Origin of the sequence: Ureibacillus aquaedulcis, assembly GCF_030418165.1 — a bacterium.
In the GTDB taxonomy this organism is placed as follows: Bacteria; Bacillota; Bacilli; order Bacillales_A; family Planococcaceae; genus Ureibacillus; species Ureibacillus aquaedulcis.
Genome location: NZ_JAUHTQ010000001.1, coordinates 77,870 through 97,379 on the forward strand (window position 1 = coordinate 77,870; position 19,510 = coordinate 97,379).

Below are 19,510 nucleotides of genomic sequence, written 5' to 3' on the forward strand. Positions count from 1 at the left end.
AGCTAGAAGGAGAAAACTATGATTAAGTCAATGGAAAAGATGATAGAGATACTCTCTTTATATTCAAGTGATTGTACACAACTATCAATTAAAGAAATTCAAGATGAACTCAACATGCCCAAAAGTACCGTATTTAGAATATTAAATACATTAGAAGCACATGGATATATCCATAAAAATGATGATACTCATTTGTATGCATTAGGTTATCAATTCTTCCGTTTAGGGAGTATCTATCAAAGCAATTTAGATTACCGTCGTGTAGCCCTTCCTGAGATGAAAAAATTGATGGAAGATACAAAAGAAACAGTTGAGCTAAATATATTAGATGGAAGCAGTCGTGTGTGTATAGAAAAAATTGATTCACCTTTAGATGTGCGAAGTTTTGTTAGGGTAGGAGAGCGGAAACAAGCATATTTAGGTGCTTCAGGAAAAGTACTTTTAGCTTTTTTAAGTGATGAAGAGCAGCAAATTGTGTTAAAGCAAATACAATCAGAAGAAAAGATTAATATAAAGAAATTGAAAGATGAACTTGTGGAGATTCGTTCAAACGGATACGCCTTTACACAAGGTGAGCGTATAGTTGGATCGTTTGCAATTGCAACTCCAATTTTAGGAGTTAACGGAACTTTAGTAGCCGGACTAACAATAGCTGGACCTCTGCAAAGGTTGTCTGAGGAACGTATTTCAGTATTGAAAACGGAATTAATAAAAACTGCAAAAACCATTTCAAATTATCTGGGCTATTTTGAGTAAGATATGAGGGGATTGGTAAAGGATGACGGTTGCTGAGAAACTATTGGGAAGAGAATTTCATTTTACAGATTCTTTATATGAATCTGCAAAAAAGGTTTTCCTTGATACAATCGGTGCCATGTTGATGGGAATTGGGGAACAAGAGCAACAGCAATTAATTGAAAATTATTCTTCAATTAACCAAGGTAACTATGCACTTCTAAAAAGTAAGTATAGTTTTGATTTGTTAAGTGCAGCATTTTTATCAGGTGTGACATCTGTTGCAGTAGAGTTGGATGAGGGAAATCAATGGAGTAAAGGGCATCCGGCTGTGCATGTGATGCCTGTTCTCCTTCTTTATGCACAACAAAATCCATCCTATAGTGGTGAACAATTCTTAAAAGATTTGATAAGAGCCTACGAAGCGACCACGTATTTTGGAAGGATTACTTCTTTAAAGAAAGAGCTTCATGCTCATGGGACTTGGGGAGTATTGGGAGCAGCCACTGCATATGCAATAGCGCAGAACACATCCGTAGAAGAGCTGGATTCCGTATTGGAGATTGCTTCTACTTTTGCTTCGCCAACAAAATGGGAAGCTGCACTGGAAGGCTCAGGAATTCGCAACGTATATGTTGGTGAGAGCTTGGAAGGTGGCATTAAAGCATGGTACTTAATGAAATCAAAATTCTATGCACCGAAAGGAAATATGAAGTATGTTTTCTCGAATATTTTAGGATATTCTTTTGATGATCAATTGGAAGAGAATGATGATTTCTATGCAATCGAACGAAATTATTATAAACAACATGCTTTCTGTCGTTATGCCCATGTACCATTGGAAACTTTTCAACAATTGGTAATAAGACATAATATCAATCCAGACCAAATTGAAAAAGTGTGTGTACGGACTTACGAAAGAGCGGCAACTTTGGAAAATAAAATTACAGAAAATTCATTATCTTCAAAATTTAGCATTCCATTTGCGCTTGCATCGTGGTATTTTCTTAAACAATCAGACCACCAAATCTTTAGAGAGAAAAAATATTTAGATACAACAATACGTTCCTTAGCTGAAAAAATCGAGGTTATACATGATCCAAAATTAGATGAGAATTATCCGGATATTATGCCTGCCATAGTTACGATTCTCTTGAAGGATGGTACTAAATATGAACATCGCTTAAATAATGCTTTAGGTGGACCAGAAGAGAATTTTGATTATGAAGATATTGAAAATAAATTCATACAAAATACAACAACTATTTTATCTAAAGATGTTCAACAGGAAATAAGCAAATTTGTAAGAAATTTAGAAAAAGAGAAAAGTGTAAAGGAAATTTTCGATATTGTAAATAGACAGGATATAACTTAACTAGAGGTATGGGGGTTGGAAAATGAACAATGGTCCTTTAACAGGAGTGAGAATTCTAGATTTATCAACAATGATTGCTGCACCATTTGGCGCCGTTTTACTTGGTGATTTTGGAGCGGAAGTCATTAAAGTAGAAATCCCGAATCGTGGAGATTCATTAAGGAATATGGGGCCATTTAAGGGGAATGAACCTTTAAGATGGCCTGCACTAGCAAGGAATAAGAAGTCATTGACGCTTGATCTACATGGTGAAGAAGGGCAATGCATTTTAAAAGAGCTAGTGAAAAAATCTGATATCATAATAGAAAATTTTCGTCCGGGTACTCTTGAAAAATGGGGGATTGGCTATGATGTTTTAAAAGAAGCAAATCCAGATATAATATTAATCCGTGTAAGTGGGTATGGGCAAACAGGACCTTATGCACATAAAGCAGGTTTTGGGACTCCTGCTACTGCATTTAGTGGATTTACTTATTTACATGGCTATTCAGATCGTCCACCAATTAGCCCCTCTTTCTCTTTAGTAGATTATATTACTGGTATTTATGTAGCTTTTTCTGCAGTTACAGCGCTCTATTATAGAGATGCAATACCGAATGGTAAAGGACAAAGTGTTGATATAGGACTCTATGAGTCTGTATTTAGAATGATGGAGTTTTTAGTCGCTGATTATGACCAAAACGGACTTATCAAGGAACGCTCACCTGGCTTAAGCGGACATTCAAGTCCGGCAGGTACGTTTCAAACAAAGGAAGGTCATTGGGTCGTTTTAGTAACAAGCTCAGATAGAACATTTGAACGTTTAGCGGTTGCTATGGGGAAAGAAGAAATGCTAAATGATGAGCGATTTTATACAAATAAGGTGCGATTAGAGAATTTTAACCTTACAAATTCAATTGTTGCAGATTGGGTAAAAACCTTAACTCGAGATGAACTGCAACAACATTTAGACAACCATGGTGTTCCTATTAGTGCCATTTATAGTATTGAAGACATTTTTAATGATGAACACTATAGAGAGAGAGAAAATATTGTCCAAGTTGAACACCCCCGTTTAGGATCTATAAAAATGCCGGGAATCGTGCCTAAATTTTCCGAAACGCCAGGTTCAATCCGTAATATTGGCCCAGATTTAGGTGAGCATACGGATACGATTCTGAAGGAATTAGTCGGGTTAAAGGATGAGGAGATTATTAAGTTACGTGAAAATAATGTTATATAGAAGAGGGAAGAGGGGGATGAAAGATGAATTCAGATTTTGTAAACATAACGGAAGTTAGCCCGCGTGATGGATTTCAAATTATAAAAGAAAAAATCCCGGCTGAAGAGAAAATTTCTATTATTAATAGTTTAATAGATTGTGGATTTAAACAAATTGAAGTGACCTCCTTTGTACATCCCAAAGCAGTTCCACAACTAAGTGATGCATCAACAGTGCTAGATGGCATTAGACGTGATAAAGATGTAATCTTTCGGGCATTGATTCCAAATTTAAGGGGGCTTGAGCGTGCGATAGAAGCAAAAGTTCATAAAGTTAAGCTTATGCTTTCTGCAACAGATTCCCACAGTAAACACAATGCTAATGCTACTACCCTTGATGCAATGAGGGATTTTCCAATGATTGTTGAACGGGCTAAAGAGGAAAGTGTAAAAGTATCCGCATCTATTTCAGTTGCATTTGGGTGTCCATACGAAGGGAATGTCCCAACTGAAAGGCATATTATGCTTTGTGAAAAGTACCGAGAAATTGGAATAACAGATATTTCATTAGCAGATACAACAGGAATGGCCAATCCATATGCAGTAAAAAATGTTGTCACAACATTAAAGGAAAAATTTCCTGAATTCAATTTTTCTTTACATCTTCATAATACAAGAGGAATGGCATTTGCCAATGCGGTAGCAGGCTATGAAGTCGGGATTAGAGATTTTGATAGTTCAATCGCTGGTTTAGGCGGATGTCCATATGTTCCGTTGGCAACAGGAAATATTGCAACGGAGGATATTGTGCATGGTTTTGGAGAAATGGGTATAAAAACAGGGGTAGATATAGATGCTGTATTAAAGTTAGCGCGTGGAATGCAACAAAAGTATCCGACCTATGCAAGTAGTTTCTTGGTGAAGGCAGGGAAAAATTCAGAGCTTTCCATTGCTCCTGAAGGACAAATGAAGTAATGATCGCCCATAGATAAGATAGAAGATATTTAGTTCTACGATTTTAAAGAAATCGTAGAATTTTTTTGTTTGTAATATTAAATTTATTTTCAAGTTATTAGTGGAACTCATAAAACCTACCCTCCAATTATAGAAGATTAAAGATTTGGAGAAAGTCAATTTAGATTGCAAATAAGTGATGGTGTGCATTTTATATAGAGAATAAAAAACCGATGAACCATTTCATCGGCTATCTCACAAAATTCAATTTTGTACTAGAATGCAGTAAATGAGTAGAAACCAAATAAAAGTGAAGCAGCTGCTAAAGAGTAGTAGAAAATACTATAATTTTTCTTGCTTTGTCTTTTCATTTCATATTGCCCCATTCCAAAGAACAGAGGCCCCATTAACATATATGCCCATGGCAATAAGTCAGGGCTGCCTACAGCGAATGTATAAATTCCAATGAGTACAAGTAAAAGTCCCACAACCGGCTGCATAAGAATTACAAGGCTCTTTCTATTTTCCATAAAAATCACACTCCTGTTTAAAAAAATAGCATGGCTAGAGATATGCTTATAAATTGTATATATTAAATGAATTCTAGAAATATTTAGAATTTTCCTTTTTGTTACAAAAATGAAATATTTTTAATAAAAAGGTAAGAGGTTTTAATAGACAGTTTTCATTAAAAATTAGCTACTTAAATAAAATTTGTCGATCGGACATAGAATTGGATCGCTGGAAATCTATAATTTTCAATACAATAAAAAAACCTAAAAGTTCGAGAAAGAACTTTTAGGTTTAAACTATATGTGATTAAAATTTTAAATTTGATACTTCGTACAAATAATCGCCTAAAACACGTAGACCTTTATCGAAGTTTTCCAGGTGGAAGTGTTCATTTGGCGCATGGAAGTTCTCGCTGTTTAAACCGAATCCCATTAAAACAACAGGTAATGAAAGAATTTCATCAAATGCCGCAACTATAGGAATCGAACCGCCGCCGCGAGTAAAAGCAGTTGGAACGTTGTAAATACGCTCATAAGAACGGCCTGCAGCTTGAATTAATGGGTGATCGAATGGCGTTAGGAAGGGCGCACCTTTGTCAAACTCTGATACCGTCACTTCTACACCTTTTGGTTTATGCTTGTCAATATGTGCTTTCAGTAGCTCGACGATTTCATTTGGATCTTGGTCAGGCACTAAACGGCAAGTAATTTTTGCCCCAGCTTCAGCAGGAAGGACGGTTTTGATTCCTTCACCGGAGAACCCACCGAAAACCCCATTAATTTCTAAAGTAGGGCGAGCCCATGTTTGTTCCAAATACGAGAATCCTTCCTCGCCGAATAATTCAATTACTTCAATTTCTTGTTTCAATGCTGCTTCGTCAAAGTTAAGTTCGCGATAAGCTTGACGTTCTTCCTCGGACAATGGAAGAACTTTGTCGTAGAAACCTTCCACTTGGATTGTTCCATGTTCATCGCGGAATGAAGCCAAAATGTCTGCTAGTGCATGGATGGCGTTTTGTACACCTCCACCATAAAGACCGGAGTGCAGGTCCCCCTTAGCCCCGCGAACATCAATTTGAACCCCTGTAAGACCGCGTAAACCATAGCATACAGCAGGTTTTCCCGGAGCATATAGACCAGTATCCGAAATTAAGATTAAGTCTGCAGCAAGTTTTGTTTTGTGCTCTTCTACATAGGCGGGCAGGTTAGGACTACCGATTTCTTCTTCACCTTCGTAAATGAATTTAACATTTACAGGAAGAGTGCCTTCTGTTGCAAATAACGCCTCAATCATTTTTAAATGCATGAATACTTGACCCTTATCATCAGAAGCACCACGAGCAAATAGTTTATTGTCCCGGATTACAGGGTTGAAAGGTTCCGATTCCCAAAGATGAAGAGGGTCCACTGGTTGAACATCATAATGACCATAGAATAATATAGTTGGCTTACCTTCTGCATGCAGCCATTCACCATAAACAACAGGATGACCAGCAGTTTGATCTACTGAAACGTTTTCAATGTTTAGTTCTCGAAGTTCATCCGCTAACCATTCGGCAGCCGTTTGGATGTTTTGTTTGTGTTCCGAGAGGGAACTGATACTTGGAATTCGAAGAAACTCACTTAGCTCTTCCAAATGTTTTTCACGATTCTCTGCAAAATAAGCATCTAATATTTGCAATTGACTCAACATAAACCCTCATTTCAAATTTAATTAGATAGTAGAAATAGTATAGCATACCGAAAGGGTGCGAGGCACACAAACAATTTTGAATAGCGAGGGTGCCGGATACATAAAAAAGTGAAAACAATTCTGAATATTCACGGGTGACTTTTGTGACTAAAACCTTACAGGAATGTAATGTAATTGAAAGCAAATCCGATAGAGTGTAATACAATTTTTTGGGAAAATGTAAACAGAAGGTATTTAATATTGGAGGAAATGAAACATGATTAGCTGTTTAAATGGAATTTACGAAGAATATAATCGTTATATATATCATCTATGTCTGAAATTAACTCGCAACACAGCCGAAGCTGAGGATTTGATGCAAGAGGTATGGGTAAAAGTTGTGCGCAATGAAGAACAAGTACAGAAGGTTGACCATGTAAAAGCTTGGCTTACTACAATTACCATGAATACATTCCGCGACCGCTATCGCAAGAATGTAAGAAGAAGCAAATATATGATGAGTCAACCTGAAACATTAGACGTACCGATTTTAGATTTGGTTCCCAGTAATGAAATTTCTACGGAAGAAAAAGTGGAAAAAGAAGTTGTAACGAAAATTGTTCAGGAGAAAATGCAGGAATTGGATGGAATCTATCAAAAAACATTATGGTATTTCTATGTGGATCAATATTCATTAGTAGAAATTTCGACATTAATGAAGGTTTCAATCGGGACGGTAAAATCCCGTTTATTCCGAGCAAAAGCCAGATTAAAAGAAATATTGCTTTCAGATTCATCACTTCAAGACGTGGTGATGGCATAAGTAAATAGTGCTAATAGGAAATTGCCTAAATTCATAGGTGATTTCCTTTTTTTTACTCAAAATTATTAGGATTGTAAGGTATTATTATGTATGGTTATTAATGTCTTTGATGGAATATATATCAAAATTAGATGAAACCTATATCAAAAAGGCAATGATTTAAATCGACAAATTACTTATAATCGTATTATTCAGAAAATAGTTGATATTTAGATTATTACTACTATGTTTCAGGAAGATAAGGTGCTGCAAATATCTTAGAATAAGTAGGTTAATTGCTTTATAGACGATACATAAAAGTGATCAGATTACTTTTATAGTGAGGGGTTTTATTAATGATTAAATTTGAAAATGTACATAAGCATTACGGAGATTTCCACGTTTTGAACGATATCAATCTCGAGATTAACAAAGGTGAAGTAGTTGTTATCATCGGTCCTTCTGGTTCAGGCAAAAGTACCTTGCTTCGTTGTATAAATCGATTGGAAACAATATCCGAAGGCCTATTAGAAGTTAATGGTGTCGTAGTGAACGATAAAAAAGTTAACATAAACGAATTTAGAAAGAATGTAGGAATGGTATTCCAGCATTTTAACTTATACCCTAACAAAACAGTTCTGGAAAACATTATGTTAGCACCCGTGAAGGTACTAAACAAATCCAAAGAAGAAGCGAAAAAGACGGCTATGTATTACTTGGAAAAGGTAGGAATTCCTGAAAAGGCCAATTCTTATCCAAGCCAGCTTTCAGGGGGACAACAACAGCGTGTTGCAATTGCCAGAGGTCTTGCGATGAGCCCTGAAATTATGTTGTTTGATGAACCTACTTCGGCATTAGACCCGGAGATGATTGGAGAAGTTCTGGATGTTATGAAGGCACTTGCCCGCGAAGGAATGACAATGGTCGTTGTTACGCATGAGATGGGCTTCGCCCGTGAAGTTGCGGATCGAATTATCTTTATAGATAAGGGTCAGATACTTGAGGATACAGATCCGACTGAGTTTTATAATGAGCCAAAAGATGAACGTGCTCGATTATTCCTTAGTCGAATTTTGAATCATTAAAAAATAGAAATAGGGGGAATTAAAATGTTCAAAAGTAAAAAACTCTTCACATTTATGTTTTTACTTATTCTATCCGTATTTGCTCTAGCGGCATGTGGTGGTAGTGATGAAGAATCAGGAGGCGATTCATCGTCTTCGTCTTCAGAAGGTGAGTCAACACTAGAAACAATTAAAGCAAATGATAAAATTGTTTGGGGTGTAAAAAACGATACTAAGTTGTTTGGACTTAAGAACCCAAGTACTGGGGAAATCGAAGGTTTTGACGTTGATATCGCAAAAGCAGTTACTGAGATTATTTTAGGAGATGCTTCTAAAGTGGAGTTTAAAGAAGTAACTTCTAAAACACGTATTCCAATGTTAAACAATGGTGAAATTGATGCAATTGTTGCAACGATGACTATTACTGAAGAACGTAAACAAGAAGTTGATTTCTCGGATGTCTACTTTGAAGCTGGACAATCATTGCTAGTTGAAAAAGGCAGTGACATCCAAAGTATTGATGATATTACTGCAGATACAAAAGTAATTGCTGTTAAAGGTTCTACATCAGCAATCAATATCCGTGAAAAAGCTCCAGATGCACAAGTTTTAGAGTTTGAAAACTATGCCGAAGCATTCACGGCTTTAAAAGCTGGCCAAGGGGATACATTAACAACAGATAATGCAATTCTTTACGGTATGGCTTCTGAGGATAGCAACTTTGAACTTGTTGGGGATATCTTTACGGATGAGCCATATGGTATTGCAATGAAGAAAGGCAGCGACGATTTTGTTCAAGCTGTAAATGATGCACTTGCGGAATTAAAAGAAAACGGTAAGTATGATGAGATCTACAACAAATGGATTAATTTCTAATTAAGTAAGATAAGTATTGGTTGACGGGCAGTCAAGAAATACTCTTTATAAGAGTGGCTGCCCGTTTTGTTATTAAAAATGTTCTAATGGAAATTTTGAGTTTCATAATGTTGCAATCTAAGGTTTCGAAGTTGTACAGTTTTTCTATTTTGGTTATTTAATGGAGTGATAATATGCTTGATTTTACTATCCTTTCTGAGAATTTTGATATGTTTTTAGAAGGATTCATAAATACTTTATATGTAAGTTTTCTAGCTCTTATAGGGAGTTTTGTATTAGGAGCTATCTTAGCGATATTTCGAATTGCTCCCATTAAACCATTAAATTGGATTGGGACAATTTACGTTGAGTTTATTCGAAACATTCCGCTATTAATTATCTTATTTTTCATTTTTACAGGGCTTCCTGTATTTGAGATTCGATTAAGTGGTTTTGTTGCTGGGACATTAGCATTAATGATTTATACAGCAGCGTTTATTGCGGAAGCGATCCGTGCAGGTATTTTATCAGTACCAAAGGGACAAATGGAAGCTGCAAGATCATCAGGTCTCACTTATACACAAGCAATGTTGCAGGTCATTTTACCTCAAGCTATTAAAATTGTTATTCCGCCATTAGGAAACCAATTTATAAATTTAGTAAAAAACTCGTCAGTATTAACGATTGTTGCGGCAGGAGAACTTATGTACCAAGGAGACTTGATTTCTTCTAGAACATTCGTAACATTTGATGTTTATATTTTTGTTGCTGTCTTTTACCTAATTATTACGCTTCCTTTAAGTTTGGGCGTAAATCGTTTAGAAAAAAGACTTGCAGTGAGTAATTAAGGGGGTTAAGTGAATGGATTTTATTGGAGCATATAGCCCTGACAATTTGATGTTTCTAGTTGAAGGTTTCTGGATTACACTTAAAGTAGCCGCAATTTCGATTGTGTTGAGTTTTTTAATTGGAGGTATATTAGGAATTCTCCGTTATGCGGATATTCCAGTTCTCTCCAAAATTGTAGCTGCCATCATAGAGATTATTCGTAACTTGCCTTTACTGTTAATCATATTCTTTGTTTATTTCGCATTGCCGGAAATTGGTGTGAAGTTTAGTATCGAAGCATCTGCAATAATTGCATTAACAGTATTTGAGTCTGCCATGTTAGCTGAAATTATACGAAGTGGTTTGAATTCTGTACCAAAAGGACAGATTGAAGCAGGACGGTCTTCCGGACTAACATATATCCAAACTCTTGGGCACATTGTTTTGCCACAAGGGCTAAAGAAGATGGTACCACCAATAGTGAGTCAATTTATTTCGTTATTAAAGGATACATCGCTAGCAACGGTTATTGTTTTACCAGATTTAATGCATAACGCCCAGGTAATTAATGCACAAAGTATCAATTATATTGTACCAATCTTTATTCTGGTTGCATTAATGTACTTTGTTGTGAATTATATCTTATCGATTGTAACAAGAAGATTAGAATTAAAAACGAGCTAATGAAGGGAACTACCTAATGGGTAGTTTCTTTTTTTATGGAAGATGCTGTTTTAGTAGAGACTATCGCGTTAGGTATCTATTAGCTTACATCAAGATTTTCTACCATGAAGTTACTTCGATAACTAAACAAAATGCAAAAAAGTAAGATGCATATTCACGCATCTTACTGAACGATTTGATGTACTGTATTTCGAAAATTAATATGCTGCTTTCAATCTTTTTTTATTTGCCCATTTCCAGTCACGAGACATTTTTCAAAAATTGTATGTAACGTTTTAATTTCCTCATTTGTCAGCATGCCGAACATAGTATTAACCATTGCCGATACTTGTGTACGCGATTCTTTTAAAATCTTTTCGCCTTCAGGGGTAATGGCGATCTGTGATGCACGGCGGTCGGCATTACTTTGTGTTTTTTCAATAAAGCCGCCATTAATAAGCTTTGATGTTAAAACCGTAACGCCACCCGTGGTCACTTTTAGGCGTTCAGCAATCGCAGAAGGGCGCTTTGGTCCTTCTTTTGCTAATAGATCTAACAGTAAAATATGAGATTTTGAAAATCCTAGTATATTTTGTTGGTTCCACTCATTTGCCCATTTACGCTCCAATGAAGAGACAACTTCGAAAAGGGAGGAAAGGGATTCATGTCGTTGGTTATCCATAATGTTCAGCTCCACTTACATAATTCATTTCGCAGGGTTGTACTTTTACGAAATTTCCTTCCGCTAGCCTAGCTGATTACCCTTGTGCAGCGATTTGCTGCATTGCATTTAACTCGTAAGCACGCACTTTACGTGGAATGAATCTACGAATATCCATTTCGTTGTAACCAACTTGAATACGCTTTTCATCAAGTAAAATTGGGCTGCGCAACATACGCGGATATTGCTGAATCAAGTTATAAAGATCTTGAATTGATAATTGCTCAATATCAATATTTAAGTTTTTAAAATCATTTGAATTTGTTGCGATGATTTCATCAGTACCATCTTCAGTCATTCTTAAAATATTTTTAAATTCTGCTAATGTTAAAGGTTGAGATGTAATGCGTTTTTCAGTGAAATTAATTTCATTTTCTTTTAACCATTTGATAGCTTTTCGTGAAGAAGAACAGCTAGATTGAGTATAAATTGTAACTGTCATAAAATCTCCCCGCTTTCATATATTTTAAAGTTTCGTAACTTTATTGGTAAGATATTTTGTTTATATTAATATCTTACCAGTAAGTTAATTGTAAGTCAATAGTAAGTGCATCTTTTTAAGTGGGCCTGTTACATTAAATTAATAACCGTTTTTCTATAAATATATACGTCTTTAAGGAAAAAAAGTTTCAAATATTTGCATATTTAAATTTTTGCTGCTAATTTGAAACACTCATTTTGAAGGTTAAACAATATTGAAAAGTTAAATTTCGTATTTTGAGAGACTTTGAAAAAGTTAGTAGAATACATGTTAGGAGGTGGGTTCCTAATGTGGAAAAGGCAAGAGCCCGTATCTATTCCAATGTTGGAGGCTTTGTTAAGACGCCTACCGATAGAGGAGGCAAAGTTTTTTGAGGAAAAGCTGAGGCGTGAAAAGTCAGGATTATACGGGGAGCAACGTTTAGACAGGGAATGGCTCGATTTTCAGATCCAGGCACCTTTTGTGCTATTGAACGGACTTAGATTTGAAAATGAGGCAGGGTATACACACCAGATAGATAGGATATTTGTTTTTGTCCTAATTTTGTTTTTGTGTTGGAAGCAAAAAATATTTCAGGTCGTATAGATATTGATGATGAAACCAATCAATGCACTCGAACAAGAGTGATGGAAGTATTGGGGGGTTCATGAATCCTATTGATCAGGTAAGGAGACACGGAGGCTTTGTTAGGGGCTGCTTGAGGGAACTCGGAATTTTAATGCCTGTGGTGTGCGGAGTAGTCTTCTGTAACTCTAACTCGATCATTGGGAAAGTGAATGCCCGGGATGTACTTGTATTTCAGGTAACCGGGTTAAGATATAAAATTGAGCGATTGTTTACTCAGTTCTCAAAGTCTGTAATCGATGTGAGTCAGATGCATTTTATTGCGGAGAAGTTGAATACTCGTTGAAAAAAGTATTCGTGGAAACCTAAATATGATAAAAGTAAGCTGCAGAGAGGAGTTTTGTGTAGTCTATGTAACTATCGTGTTCTAATGCAATATAGGTATGGGAAGTGGGAGTGCATACGGTGTGGGAATGTAGATGACTATGCGTTTTATGAAGCATTGCAAGAATATCGGTTACTGTAGGGGGATTGGATAAGCAATAGCGAATTTAGAGAGTTTATGGGGATAAAATCAGAAAAAACAGCTTATCGGTTACTAAAAAGTCTAAACTTGAGCAGTGAGGGAAGTTATTGGAATCGAAAATATATGATTCAAGTAGATATTCTTCAAATTTCCGGTAAACTATAAAAAATGTCCGGTAAATCGAGAAATGTGTCCGGTAAAAATTAAAAAGTGACCGGTATTATCATAAATTTGTCCGGTAAACAAATTTATATAGCTACACTATATAACCGAATCTGAAATTTTTAACACTTAGTAATAATTTTTTGACCAAACTTTAAAAATAGCCAAATTAATTCTTTCAGCGTCCTTTCAGCTGCACCAAAATAGCAAATCATAACCTAAAAGTTCACCTATCCGCAACCACACACCTATAAAAAAACGGATCAAGCTGCAGTTCAGCTCAATCCGCTTTCCATCAAATTCAATCCTATAAATCTGTCTTCCCGGTTGTAAACCAGTCTTGTACGTTCCATACTTTTGTCGCAAGGCCTTCGTAGAATTCTGGTTCGTGCGATACTAGGACGATTGTGCCTTTGAATTCCTTCATGGCACGCTTTAACTCCGCTTTTGCATCGACATCCAAGTGGTTTGTTGGTTCGTCAAAGATTAACCAGTTTGTTTCATCCATCATCAGTTTACATAGGCGTACTTTTGCTTGTTCGCCCCCGGATAATGAATTTAAAGGACGTGTAATATGGTCAGTTTTCAGGCCTGCACGTGCCAAAGCTGCACGAACCTGTGCCTGTTCCATCGACGGGAAGGCATTCCATACATCATCAATCGGTGTAATTTTATCCGCTTTTACTTCTTGTTCAAAGTAAGAAGGCGCCAAGTAGTCACCAAGAATTACACTTCCATCAAGTGGTCTTACTTTTCCAAGCATTGTTTTTAGAAGGGTCGATTTCCCGACACCGTTCATGCCGACAAGGGCAATTTTCTCTCCGCGCTCAATCATGAAGGTAAGGGGAGGAAGTAATGGCTTTTCTTTATCGTACCCGATCACAAGGTTTTCGGCTTCTACTACATAGCGACTTGGAGTGCGCGCTTCCTTAAAGCTGAATTCAGGTTTCACGGCTGTCTCTGGACGGTCGATTCGTTCTAGGCGGTCCAGCTGTTTGGCGCGAGATTTCGCACGGCCCGTTGTAGAGTAGCGGGCTTTATTTTTTGCGATGAAGTCCTCTTGCTTTTTAATGAATTCTTGTTGTTTTTCATAAGCATCGATATGCTGACGCTTATTAATTTCTGCAAGCTCCAGAAATTTCTCGTATGTTGCTGTGTAGCGTGTTAGTTTAGAGAACTCGAGCTGGAAGATAACGTCTACAGTTTCATTCATGAACTCTGTATCATGTGAAATTAGTAAAAATGCATGTGGATAGTTTTTGAGATAGTTTTTCAACCAAGTAACATGCTCTTCATCCAAATAGTTTGTCGGCTCATCCAGTAGCAGCACTTTTGGTTTTTCAAGTAATAACTTAGCCAGTAAAACCTTTGTACGCTGACCACCGGAAAGAGCTGCCACATCGCGCTCCAGACCGATTGCATCTAAACCAAGACCGCGAGCAACTTCCTCTATTTTGATATCTAGGCTGTAAAAATCCCCGGCATCCAAAGCATCTTGTACTTCGGCCATTTGTTCAAGCAACTCTTCTAATTCTTCGGGTGTAGCGTCACCCATTTTATTTGCAATTTCATTCAGTTCTTCTTCCTTTTTATAAAGAGGAAGGAAGGCATCACGTAATGCGTCTCGCATTGTGCGGCCCGCTGTTAGTACTGTATGTTGGTCCAAATATCCGTAATGTGTGCCGGGAAGCCACTCTACACGACCTGTGTCATGAATCGTTTGCCCGGTAATAATCCCCATTAATGTAGATTTTCCTACACCGTTTGCTCCGACTAATCCGATATGATCGCCTTCAACAAGGCGGAATGAAACATCCTTAAAAAGGGTGCGATCACCAAAGGAATGACCTAAATTTTCTACTGTTAATATTGCCATACCAAATTCCTCCGATAATAAATTCGTATCATGTGTTAATTACTATTAAAACTCGACTGTGGTTTTTTATATGAACACAAAAAAATAATCATCCATATTCGCAAAAAAACTCGCGGGTTACGACAACGCCGCGAGCTGTTTGTTCAGTTGGGCAAGTTGTTTTTCCATGTTGGAAAGGCGCTCTTCTGCTTTTGCAACAGAATCGGCATGACCTGTACTTTCAAGCTTTTCTATATCACCTTGAAGATTGATATAATCCATTTTTAATTCTGCAATTTGTTGTTGAAGCTCTGATTTCGTAGCCATGTTTCCAACGCTCCTTATTCTGTAAGTACTTAAGAATATTGTATCATAGGAAGGAGCAGTTTTTCATTAATAATGAAAAACCAGCTTTTCTAAAATCTATCAATCTATTCCTGCAAAATAAAAGCACTTTGGCTACTCGTCCAAAGTGCTTTCATCATAGAAGTTTTACAATGACACCATGTTATGGCGTTCATATGCGAAATCCAGTAGAAGTGATTTAATCACATCGTTGTTATCTTGAATTTCAAGCTGAAATTGCTTCCTTACAGCTCTTTCGCGTCTTGCTTCATGCAGCAGCATTTCCATTACGGCATTTTGAATATTGGATTGTTTCATTTTGCGGCCTAAGCCGAGATGAATAAATCCATTATGCTCCCTAGGGAAAGCATTGTTCAGCTCACGTTCATTTTGTGCGGCTGTAATGCAAGGAATACCAACTGCAGCCACTTTATATGGGGTGTAGTTCGCATTGCAAATGATCATATCGGCTTCAGGCAAGAGTTTGTCCAAAGCATGGTCATCTTTTAAAATCTTTGTATTGCGACGGCTAAGAACCATCATTTGCAAATCCTCCACTGAGTGCTTGTACTCCCGGTCAATAGCAACCGTCACGCGTAACGGAATTTGCAATTGTGTTAAATGACGCAAAGTTCGGTAGGTTAAATTGTTTTCGTCGCCATCCTCATAGGCAACAACAATATGTGGCGGGTTAGATAGTTCATTTGAAACTCGTTCATTCGCAATCGTCTTAAGAGATTCCCTTACAGCAAAGGCAAAGCTGCCTGATAAAATATTCTGGGCAGTATTCTCCCTGACTTCTTCAAAAAGAGCAACAATATTGCAGTCCGCAAGAATGGCCCCTTCACCAAAATCATCAAAATGTACAATGGTCTTACAGAACGGTCTTAGCTGTTCAATTTGTTCCACTAATGTATCTTTTCCATCCTGAATGATTAAATCTGGTTCTAGATTTCGGATTTGCGTTTTCAGCTCTGTGTAATGATCAAATAAGATAGGAGAAAGCTGTTCATCCGTGAAAATTTCGATGGCTTCTTGTCCATCCTGTTTTAAAAAAATATAGACACTCTCTTCTTCCTTTAAAAGTCTTGCTAGTATTGCTACACGTTCAAGTGGATAATATCCTTTAATTGCACTATGCTCAACGATAAAGGCGATTTTCTTTTTTAAAGAAGTTACACTAAGTTCATTCTGCATAAAATCCCATCCTTTCCCAACTATTAATTAAATTATGGTGAAAAATTAGAAAGTATGTGTGAAAATTAACAATAGAGTCATTACAAAGAGGTAACATAGATTTTCAAGTTTATGCGCTGGCATAGAGAAAGATGATAGGAAGTGAAAGAAATATGGAAATGCGCTCGGCTATTGTCGTTGGGGGAACGGGTTTAGTAGGCTCGAACCTGGTGAAATTACTGTGTGAAAGTGAAGAATATGTTTCCGTCACTGTCATCGCTCGAAGAGAAATAGCATTCGAGCACCCGAAGCTAACTGTGAAAATACGTTCTTTCAATCAATTGGAAGAAAAAGATATTGGGTTTGCACACGAAGTTTTTTGTTGTCTCGGTACGACAATCAAAAAAGCGGGGTCGCGCGCGAATTTTGAAAAGGTAGATGTAGAATATCCCCTGCAAATAGCATCTCTAGCCAAAAAGTGCGGCATCATGCATTTCATTATCATTTCGGCTATGGGAGCCAACGAGAAATCGCGAATCTACTACAATAGAGTAAAAGGGAAACTTGAAAAAGAGTTGATTGCTTTGGAACTGCCACAATTCTCCATTGTTAGGCCATCTTTATTGGTAGGGGAACGAAGCGAGTTTCGGTTTGGCGAGAAGGCGGGGGAATGGGTATTAAAAGTGATAAACCCGCTTTTAATCGGTCCAATGAAAAAGTACCGCTCCATTGAAGCTGTACAGCTAGCGTTAGCTATGAAAATCATTGCACTATCTGCGAAAAAATCACCCGTTACTATTTATAATTCTGCCGAACTCTCTAGTATGAAAATGCCCGAATTACAAGAAGATGAGCTGGTTTCACGAGATGCCCTTTTTAATTGGGATAAATTCAAAGACGAGGAGCTAGTACCAATTGATGAAGAAGTCGTGTTTAACCGGGAGAAGCTTCAAGAGCTGCAAGTGAAAAATCAAGCAAAACAATAAATAGTTATTATGGAATGAAAGAACGTCCTCCGCAAATACTAATTTAGCGGAAGGGCTTTTTTTATTTTCATCTTCGCAACAAAACAAATACTTCAACGAACAGTACTATCAATGTTTGGTATATGAAAAATTAATCAGTTGTATAAAGGGGTAGTACAATGCTTGATTCCTTACTCTTTCAAATAGTGGCGATTCTCGCACTTGGAATTTTGTCACAATGGCTTGCTTGGCGATTTAGGCTTCCAGCGATTGTCGTTATGTCGCTTGCTGGATTGATTATTGGACCGTTTCTTGGATTGATGAATCCAAAAGAGAGCTTTGGTGAAATCTTTAATCCAGTTATTTCACTAGCTGTAGCGATTATTTTATTTGAAGGCAGTTTGAGCTTGGATATTCGGGAAATAAAGGATTCGCGCAAGCCGATTTTCCGGGTATCTACAATCGGTTCCTTTTTGGCATGGATTGCCGGGTCCTTTGCAGCCCACTATTTGGCGGGCATCTCGCTCGATGTGGCATTTATCATCGGGGGGATCTTTATCGTCACTGGTCCAACCGTGATTATGCCCCTATTGCGCCAGGCAAAACTTAAGGAAAGACCAGCGACGATCTTAAAATGGGAAGGGATTGTTGTAGACCCATTTGGTGCTCTTGTAGCCTTATTTGCCCTGCAAGTGGTGTTATGGATGAATGATACAATCACCGGTAGTTCATTGCTGCTATTCTTTGGTGCCTCCATTCTTTCTGTCATCATTGGAGCAGGAGCAGGATTCCTGCTTGGTCGATTATTGGAGCATGGATATATTCCCGAGTTCCTGAAATCTCCCATTGTTTTAGTAAGTGTACTTCTGGTATTCGTGTTAACGGACACGATTATGCATGAGACGGGATTGCTTGCCGTTACGGCCATGGGAATCATCATGGCAAATATGCACCTGACAAGCTTGAGAGATTTATTGCATTTTAAAGAAAATATATCAGTCCTTTTGATTTCCGGCGTATTTATCATGCTGACGGCTTCTTTATCCGCCGACACCTTAATGGATATTTTAAGCTGGAATATGCTGTTCTTTGTTTTAGTGATGCTTTTTGTTGTACGTCCAGCAGCAATCTGGCTTGCAACGATTGGATTGGATTTAACAAAACAGGAACGCATTCTAATAGGCTGGGTTGCGCCCAGGGGAATTGTTGCACTAACCGTTTCCGGATTTTTTGCAAGCGTTTTAGGAGAGGAAGGTTTCGCCGATGCAGATATCGTTACAGCCTTAACCCTAGCCTTAGTGTTTGCAACCGTATTGGCACATGGCTTTTCAATTAGTTGGCTCGCAAGAAAACTAAACCTCCGAGCAACCGATGAGGCTGGTGTAATGATTGTTGGAGGGGGGTTGTTCAGTGCAGTCTTCGGGGAAGCTCTGCAAAGTTTCAATAAACCAGTGTTAATGATCGATCGCTTATGGGGTTCTCTAAGTCAAGCCCGTCAACTGGGCCTAAGAACGGAGGTGGGCGATATTTTAAGTGAAAAAACGGAGTATCATGTGGATTTGACACCATATGAAATATTAATAGCGGCAACAGAGGATGATGCTTATAATGCATTGATTTGCCAACACTTCGTCCCTGAGTTGGGGCGTGAACATATTTTTCAGACACCGAGACATTCGGCAGATCCGAGCGGCTATAGTAAATCAATTGGTGGAAAGACTCTCTTTGACGGGCAGTATGATATACATGCTTTAAATCGCCTGATTGAAGAGGGATATATGATTCGGAAAACGCAACTGACCGATCAATATACACTGGGTGATTTTATAAACGATAATGATCATAAAACAATTCCGTTATTCGCCGTGGATAGTGAAAATAATCTAGTTTTTTTAGCAAACGCCAAAAAGCGTTCATTAGATGTGGGAACAACTATTGTAAGCCTAACTTCACCAACGCGGATGATGGAAAAGGCAATGGAGAGGGCGACAAACATCGAAAATCCGCCAAAAGACTGAATTTTAATTATTCTAAACCGGTTCCCTATTCCACTTG

General features: G+C 37.5%; 20 protein-coding genes. 13 read left to right on the forward strand and 7 right to left on the reverse strand.

Annotated elements, in window-relative coordinates:
- The first annotated feature begins 18 nt into the window (after window positions 1–18).
- From QYB95_RS00440 to QYB95_RS00455, 4 genes are read left to right on the forward strand one after another with little or no spacing between them, the layout of a single operon-like run.
- Complete coding sequence (locus tag QYB95_RS00440) at window positions 19–756, forward strand: IclR family transcriptional regulator (protein WP_301136103.1); 738 nt, start codon at window positions 19–21, stop codon at window positions 754–756.
- A gap of 22 nt (window positions 757–778) precedes the next feature.
- Window positions 779–2,110 carry an MmgE/PrpD family protein gene (locus tag QYB95_RS00445; protein WP_301136104.1) on the forward strand — a complete coding sequence of 444 codons (1,332 nt, stop codon included), beginning with the start codon at window positions 779–781 and terminating at the stop codon, window positions 2,108–2,110.
- 22 nt (window positions 2,111–2,132) lie between these two features.
- Window positions 2,133–3,332: a CaiB/BaiF CoA transferase family protein gene (locus QYB95_RS00450; RefSeq protein WP_301136105.1), complete on the forward strand. Its 1,200-nt coding sequence runs from the start codon at window positions 2,133–2,135 to the stop codon at window positions 3,330–3,332.
- A gap of 23 nt (window positions 3,333–3,355) precedes the next feature.
- Window positions 3,356–4,285, forward strand: coding sequence for a hydroxymethylglutaryl-CoA lyase (locus QYB95_RS00455; RefSeq protein ID WP_301136106.1), 930 nt, complete (start codon window positions 3,356–3,358; stop codon window positions 4,283–4,285).
- 254 nt (window positions 4,286–4,539) lie between these two features.
- Here the strand turns inward: QYB95_RS00455 and QYB95_RS00460 are convergent, their stop codons facing one another.
- Complete coding sequence (locus tag QYB95_RS00460; protein ID WP_301136107.1) at window positions 4,540–4,794, reverse strand: hypothetical protein; 255 nt, start codon at window positions 4,792–4,794, stop codon at window positions 4,540–4,542.
- A gap of 289 nt (window positions 4,795–5,083) precedes the next feature.
- Window positions 5,084–6,469, reverse strand: a complete 1,386-nt coding sequence (locus QYB95_RS00465; RefSeq protein WP_425609157.1) for a dipeptidase — start codon at window positions 6,467–6,469, stop codon at window positions 5,084–5,086.
- A gap of 256 nt (window positions 6,470–6,725) precedes the next feature.
- On the opposite strand from QYB95_RS00465, the gene QYB95_RS00470 reads away from it, so the two are divergent.
- The 5 genes from QYB95_RS00470 to QYB95_RS00490 all read left to right on the forward strand — a co-directional run bounded on the left by QYB95_RS00470 (window position 6,726) and on the right by QYB95_RS00490 (window position 10,681).
- Window positions 6,726–7,271: an RNA polymerase sigma factor gene (locus tag QYB95_RS00470; RefSeq protein WP_301136108.1), complete on the forward strand. Its 546-nt coding sequence runs from the start codon at window positions 6,726–6,728 to the stop codon at window positions 7,269–7,271.
- A gap of 335 nt (window positions 7,272–7,606) precedes the next feature.
- Window positions 7,607–8,335: an amino acid ABC transporter ATP-binding protein gene (locus QYB95_RS00475; RefSeq protein ID WP_301136109.1), complete on the forward strand. Its 729-nt coding sequence runs from the start codon at window positions 7,607–7,609 to the stop codon at window positions 8,333–8,335.
- Between the two features lie 24 nt (window positions 8,336–8,359).
- Window positions 8,360–9,190: a transporter substrate-binding domain-containing protein gene (locus QYB95_RS00480; RefSeq protein ID WP_301136110.1), complete on the forward strand. Its 831-nt coding sequence runs from the start codon at window positions 8,360–8,362 to the stop codon at window positions 9,188–9,190.
- Between the two features lie 173 nt (window positions 9,191–9,363).
- Window positions 9,364–10,017 carry an amino acid ABC transporter permease gene (locus QYB95_RS00485; protein WP_301136111.1) on the forward strand — a complete coding sequence of 218 codons (654 nt, stop codon included), beginning with the start codon at window positions 9,364–9,366 and terminating at the stop codon, window positions 10,015–10,017.
- Window positions 10,018–10,030: 13 nt separating this feature from the next.
- A complete protein-coding gene (locus QYB95_RS00490; protein ID WP_301136112.1) occupies window positions 10,031–10,681 on the forward strand; it encodes an amino acid ABC transporter permease in 651 nt (216 codons plus the stop codon).
- Between the two features lie 211 nt (window positions 10,682–10,892).
- Here the strand turns inward: QYB95_RS00490 and QYB95_RS00495 are convergent, their stop codons facing one another.
- Together QYB95_RS00495 and spx are read right to left on the reverse strand one after the other, a co-directional pair.
- A complete protein-coding gene (locus QYB95_RS00495; RefSeq protein ID WP_301136113.1) occupies window positions 10,893–11,342 on the reverse strand; it encodes a MarR family winged helix-turn-helix transcriptional regulator in 450 nt (149 codons plus the stop codon).
- A gap of 76 nt (window positions 11,343–11,418) precedes the next feature.
- Complete coding sequence (gene spx / locus QYB95_RS00500; RefSeq protein ID WP_036198380.1) at window positions 11,419–11,823, reverse strand: transcriptional regulator Spx; 405 nt, start codon at window positions 11,821–11,823, stop codon at window positions 11,419–11,421.
- Window positions 11,824–12,150: 327 nt separating this feature from the next.
- Between spx and QYB95_RS00505 the strand changes: the two genes are divergently transcribed.
- Both QYB95_RS00505 and QYB95_RS00510 read left to right on the forward strand, forming a co-directional pair.
- Window positions 12,151–12,447 (forward strand): hypothetical protein, encoded by a 297-nt coding sequence (locus QYB95_RS00505; RefSeq protein ID WP_301136114.1) that lies wholly within the window; start codon window positions 12,151–12,153, stop codon window positions 12,445–12,447.
- A gap of 61 nt (window positions 12,448–12,508) precedes the next feature.
- A complete protein-coding gene (locus QYB95_RS00510) occupies window positions 12,509–12,772 on the forward strand; it encodes a hypothetical protein (RefSeq protein ID WP_301136115.1) in 264 nt (87 codons plus the stop codon).
- Window positions 12,773–13,421: 649 nt separating this feature from the next.
- Here the strand turns inward: QYB95_RS00510 and QYB95_RS00515 are convergent.
- The 3 genes from QYB95_RS00515 to QYB95_RS00525 form a co-directional block, all read right to left on the reverse strand.
- Window positions 13,422–14,990 (reverse strand): ABC-F family ATP-binding cassette domain-containing protein, encoded by a 1,569-nt coding sequence (locus QYB95_RS00515; RefSeq protein WP_301136116.1) that lies wholly within the window; start codon window positions 14,988–14,990, stop codon window positions 13,422–13,424.
- Between the two features lie 117 nt (window positions 14,991–15,107).
- Entirely contained in the window at window positions 15,108–15,296 is a 189-nt protein-coding gene (locus QYB95_RS00520) for an SE1832 family protein (RefSeq protein ID WP_137727547.1), read from the reverse strand.
- 165 nt (window positions 15,297–15,461) lie between these two features.
- Window positions 15,462–16,511, reverse strand: a complete 1,050-nt coding sequence (locus QYB95_RS00525; RefSeq protein ID WP_301136117.1) for a CMP-N-acetylneuraminic acid synthetase — start codon at window positions 16,509–16,511, stop codon at window positions 15,462–15,464.
- 152 nt (window positions 16,512–16,663) lie between these two features.
- On the opposite strand from QYB95_RS00525, the gene QYB95_RS00530 reads away from it, so the two are divergent.
- Both QYB95_RS00530 and QYB95_RS00535 read left to right on the forward strand, forming a co-directional pair.
- The gene (locus QYB95_RS00530) at window positions 16,664–17,476 is read left to right on the forward strand and encodes an NAD-dependent epimerase/dehydratase family protein (protein ID WP_301136118.1); all 813 of its coding nucleotides are present in this window, start codon (window positions 16,664–16,666) and stop codon (window positions 17,474–17,476) included.
- 158 nt (window positions 17,477–17,634) lie between these two features.
- Window positions 17,635–19,473 (forward strand): cation:proton antiporter, encoded by a 1,839-nt coding sequence (locus QYB95_RS00535; protein ID WP_301136119.1) that lies wholly within the window; start codon window positions 17,635–17,637, stop codon window positions 19,471–19,473.
- Window positions 19,474–19,510: the final 37 nt, after the last annotated feature.

Bases quoted from the DNA above. Each gene is read 5' to 3' on its own strand.
- QYB95_RS00440 (WP_301136103.1), top strand. From the start codon at position 19: ATGATTAAGTCAATGGAAAAGATGATAGAGATACTCTCTTTATATTCA.
- QYB95_RS00445 (WP_301136104.1), top strand. From the start codon at position 779: ATGACGGTTGCTGAGAAACTATTGGGAAGAGAATTTCATTTTACAGAT.
- QYB95_RS00450 (WP_301136105.1), top strand. From the start codon at position 2,133: ATGAACAATGGTCCTTTAACAGGAGTGAGAATTCTAGATTTATCAACA.
- QYB95_RS00455 (WP_301136106.1), top strand. From the start codon at position 3,356: ATGAATTCAGATTTTGTAAACATAACGGAAGTTAGCCCGCGTGATGGA.
- QYB95_RS00460 (WP_301136107.1), bottom strand. From the start codon at position 4,794: ATGGAAAATAGAAAGAGCCTTGTAATTCTTATGCAGCCGGTTGTGGGA.
- QYB95_RS00465 (WP_425609157.1), bottom strand. From the start codon at position 6,469: ATGTTGAGTCAATTGCAAATATTAGATGCTTATTTTGCAGAGAATCGT.
- QYB95_RS00470 (WP_301136108.1), top strand. From the start codon at position 6,726: ATGATTAGCTGTTTAAATGGAATTTACGAAGAATATAATCGTTATATA.
- QYB95_RS00475 (WP_301136109.1), top strand. From the start codon at position 7,607: ATGATTAAATTTGAAAATGTACATAAGCATTACGGAGATTTCCACGTT.
- QYB95_RS00480 (WP_301136110.1), top strand. From the start codon at position 8,360: ATGTTCAAAAGTAAAAAACTCTTCACATTTATGTTTTTACTTATTCTA.
- QYB95_RS00485 (WP_301136111.1), top strand. From the start codon at position 9,364: ATGCTTGATTTTACTATCCTTTCTGAGAATTTTGATATGTTTTTAGAA.
- QYB95_RS00490 (WP_301136112.1), top strand. From the start codon at position 10,031: ATGGATTTTATTGGAGCATATAGCCCTGACAATTTGATGTTTCTAGTT.
- QYB95_RS00495 (WP_301136113.1), bottom strand. From the start codon at position 11,342: ATGGATAACCAACGACATGAATCCCTTTCCTCCCTTTTCGAAGTTGTC.
- spx (WP_036198380.1), bottom strand. From the start codon at position 11,823: ATGACAGTTACAATTTATACTCAATCTAGCTGTTCTTCTTCACGAAAA.
- QYB95_RS00505 (WP_301136114.1), top strand. From the start codon at position 12,151: ATGTGGAAAAGGCAAGAGCCCGTATCTATTCCAATGTTGGAGGCTTTG.
- QYB95_RS00510 (WP_301136115.1), top strand. From the start codon at position 12,509: ATGAATCCTATTGATCAGGTAAGGAGACACGGAGGCTTTGTTAGGGGC.
- QYB95_RS00515 (WP_301136116.1), bottom strand. From the start codon at position 14,990: ATGGCAATATTAACAGTAGAAAATTTAGGTCATTCCTTTGGTGATCGC.
- QYB95_RS00520 (WP_137727547.1), bottom strand. From the start codon at position 15,296: ATGGCTACGAAATCAGAGCTTCAACAACAAATTGCAGAATTAAAAATG.
- QYB95_RS00525 (WP_301136117.1), bottom strand. From the start codon at position 16,511: ATGCAGAATGAACTTAGTGTAACTTCTTTAAAAAAGAAAATCGCCTTT.
- QYB95_RS00530 (WP_301136118.1), top strand. From the start codon at position 16,664: ATGGAAATGCGCTCGGCTATTGTCGTTGGGGGAACGGGTTTAGTAGGC.
- QYB95_RS00535 (WP_301136119.1), top strand. From the start codon at position 17,635: ATGCTTGATTCCTTACTCTTTCAAATAGTGGCGATTCTCGCACTTGGA.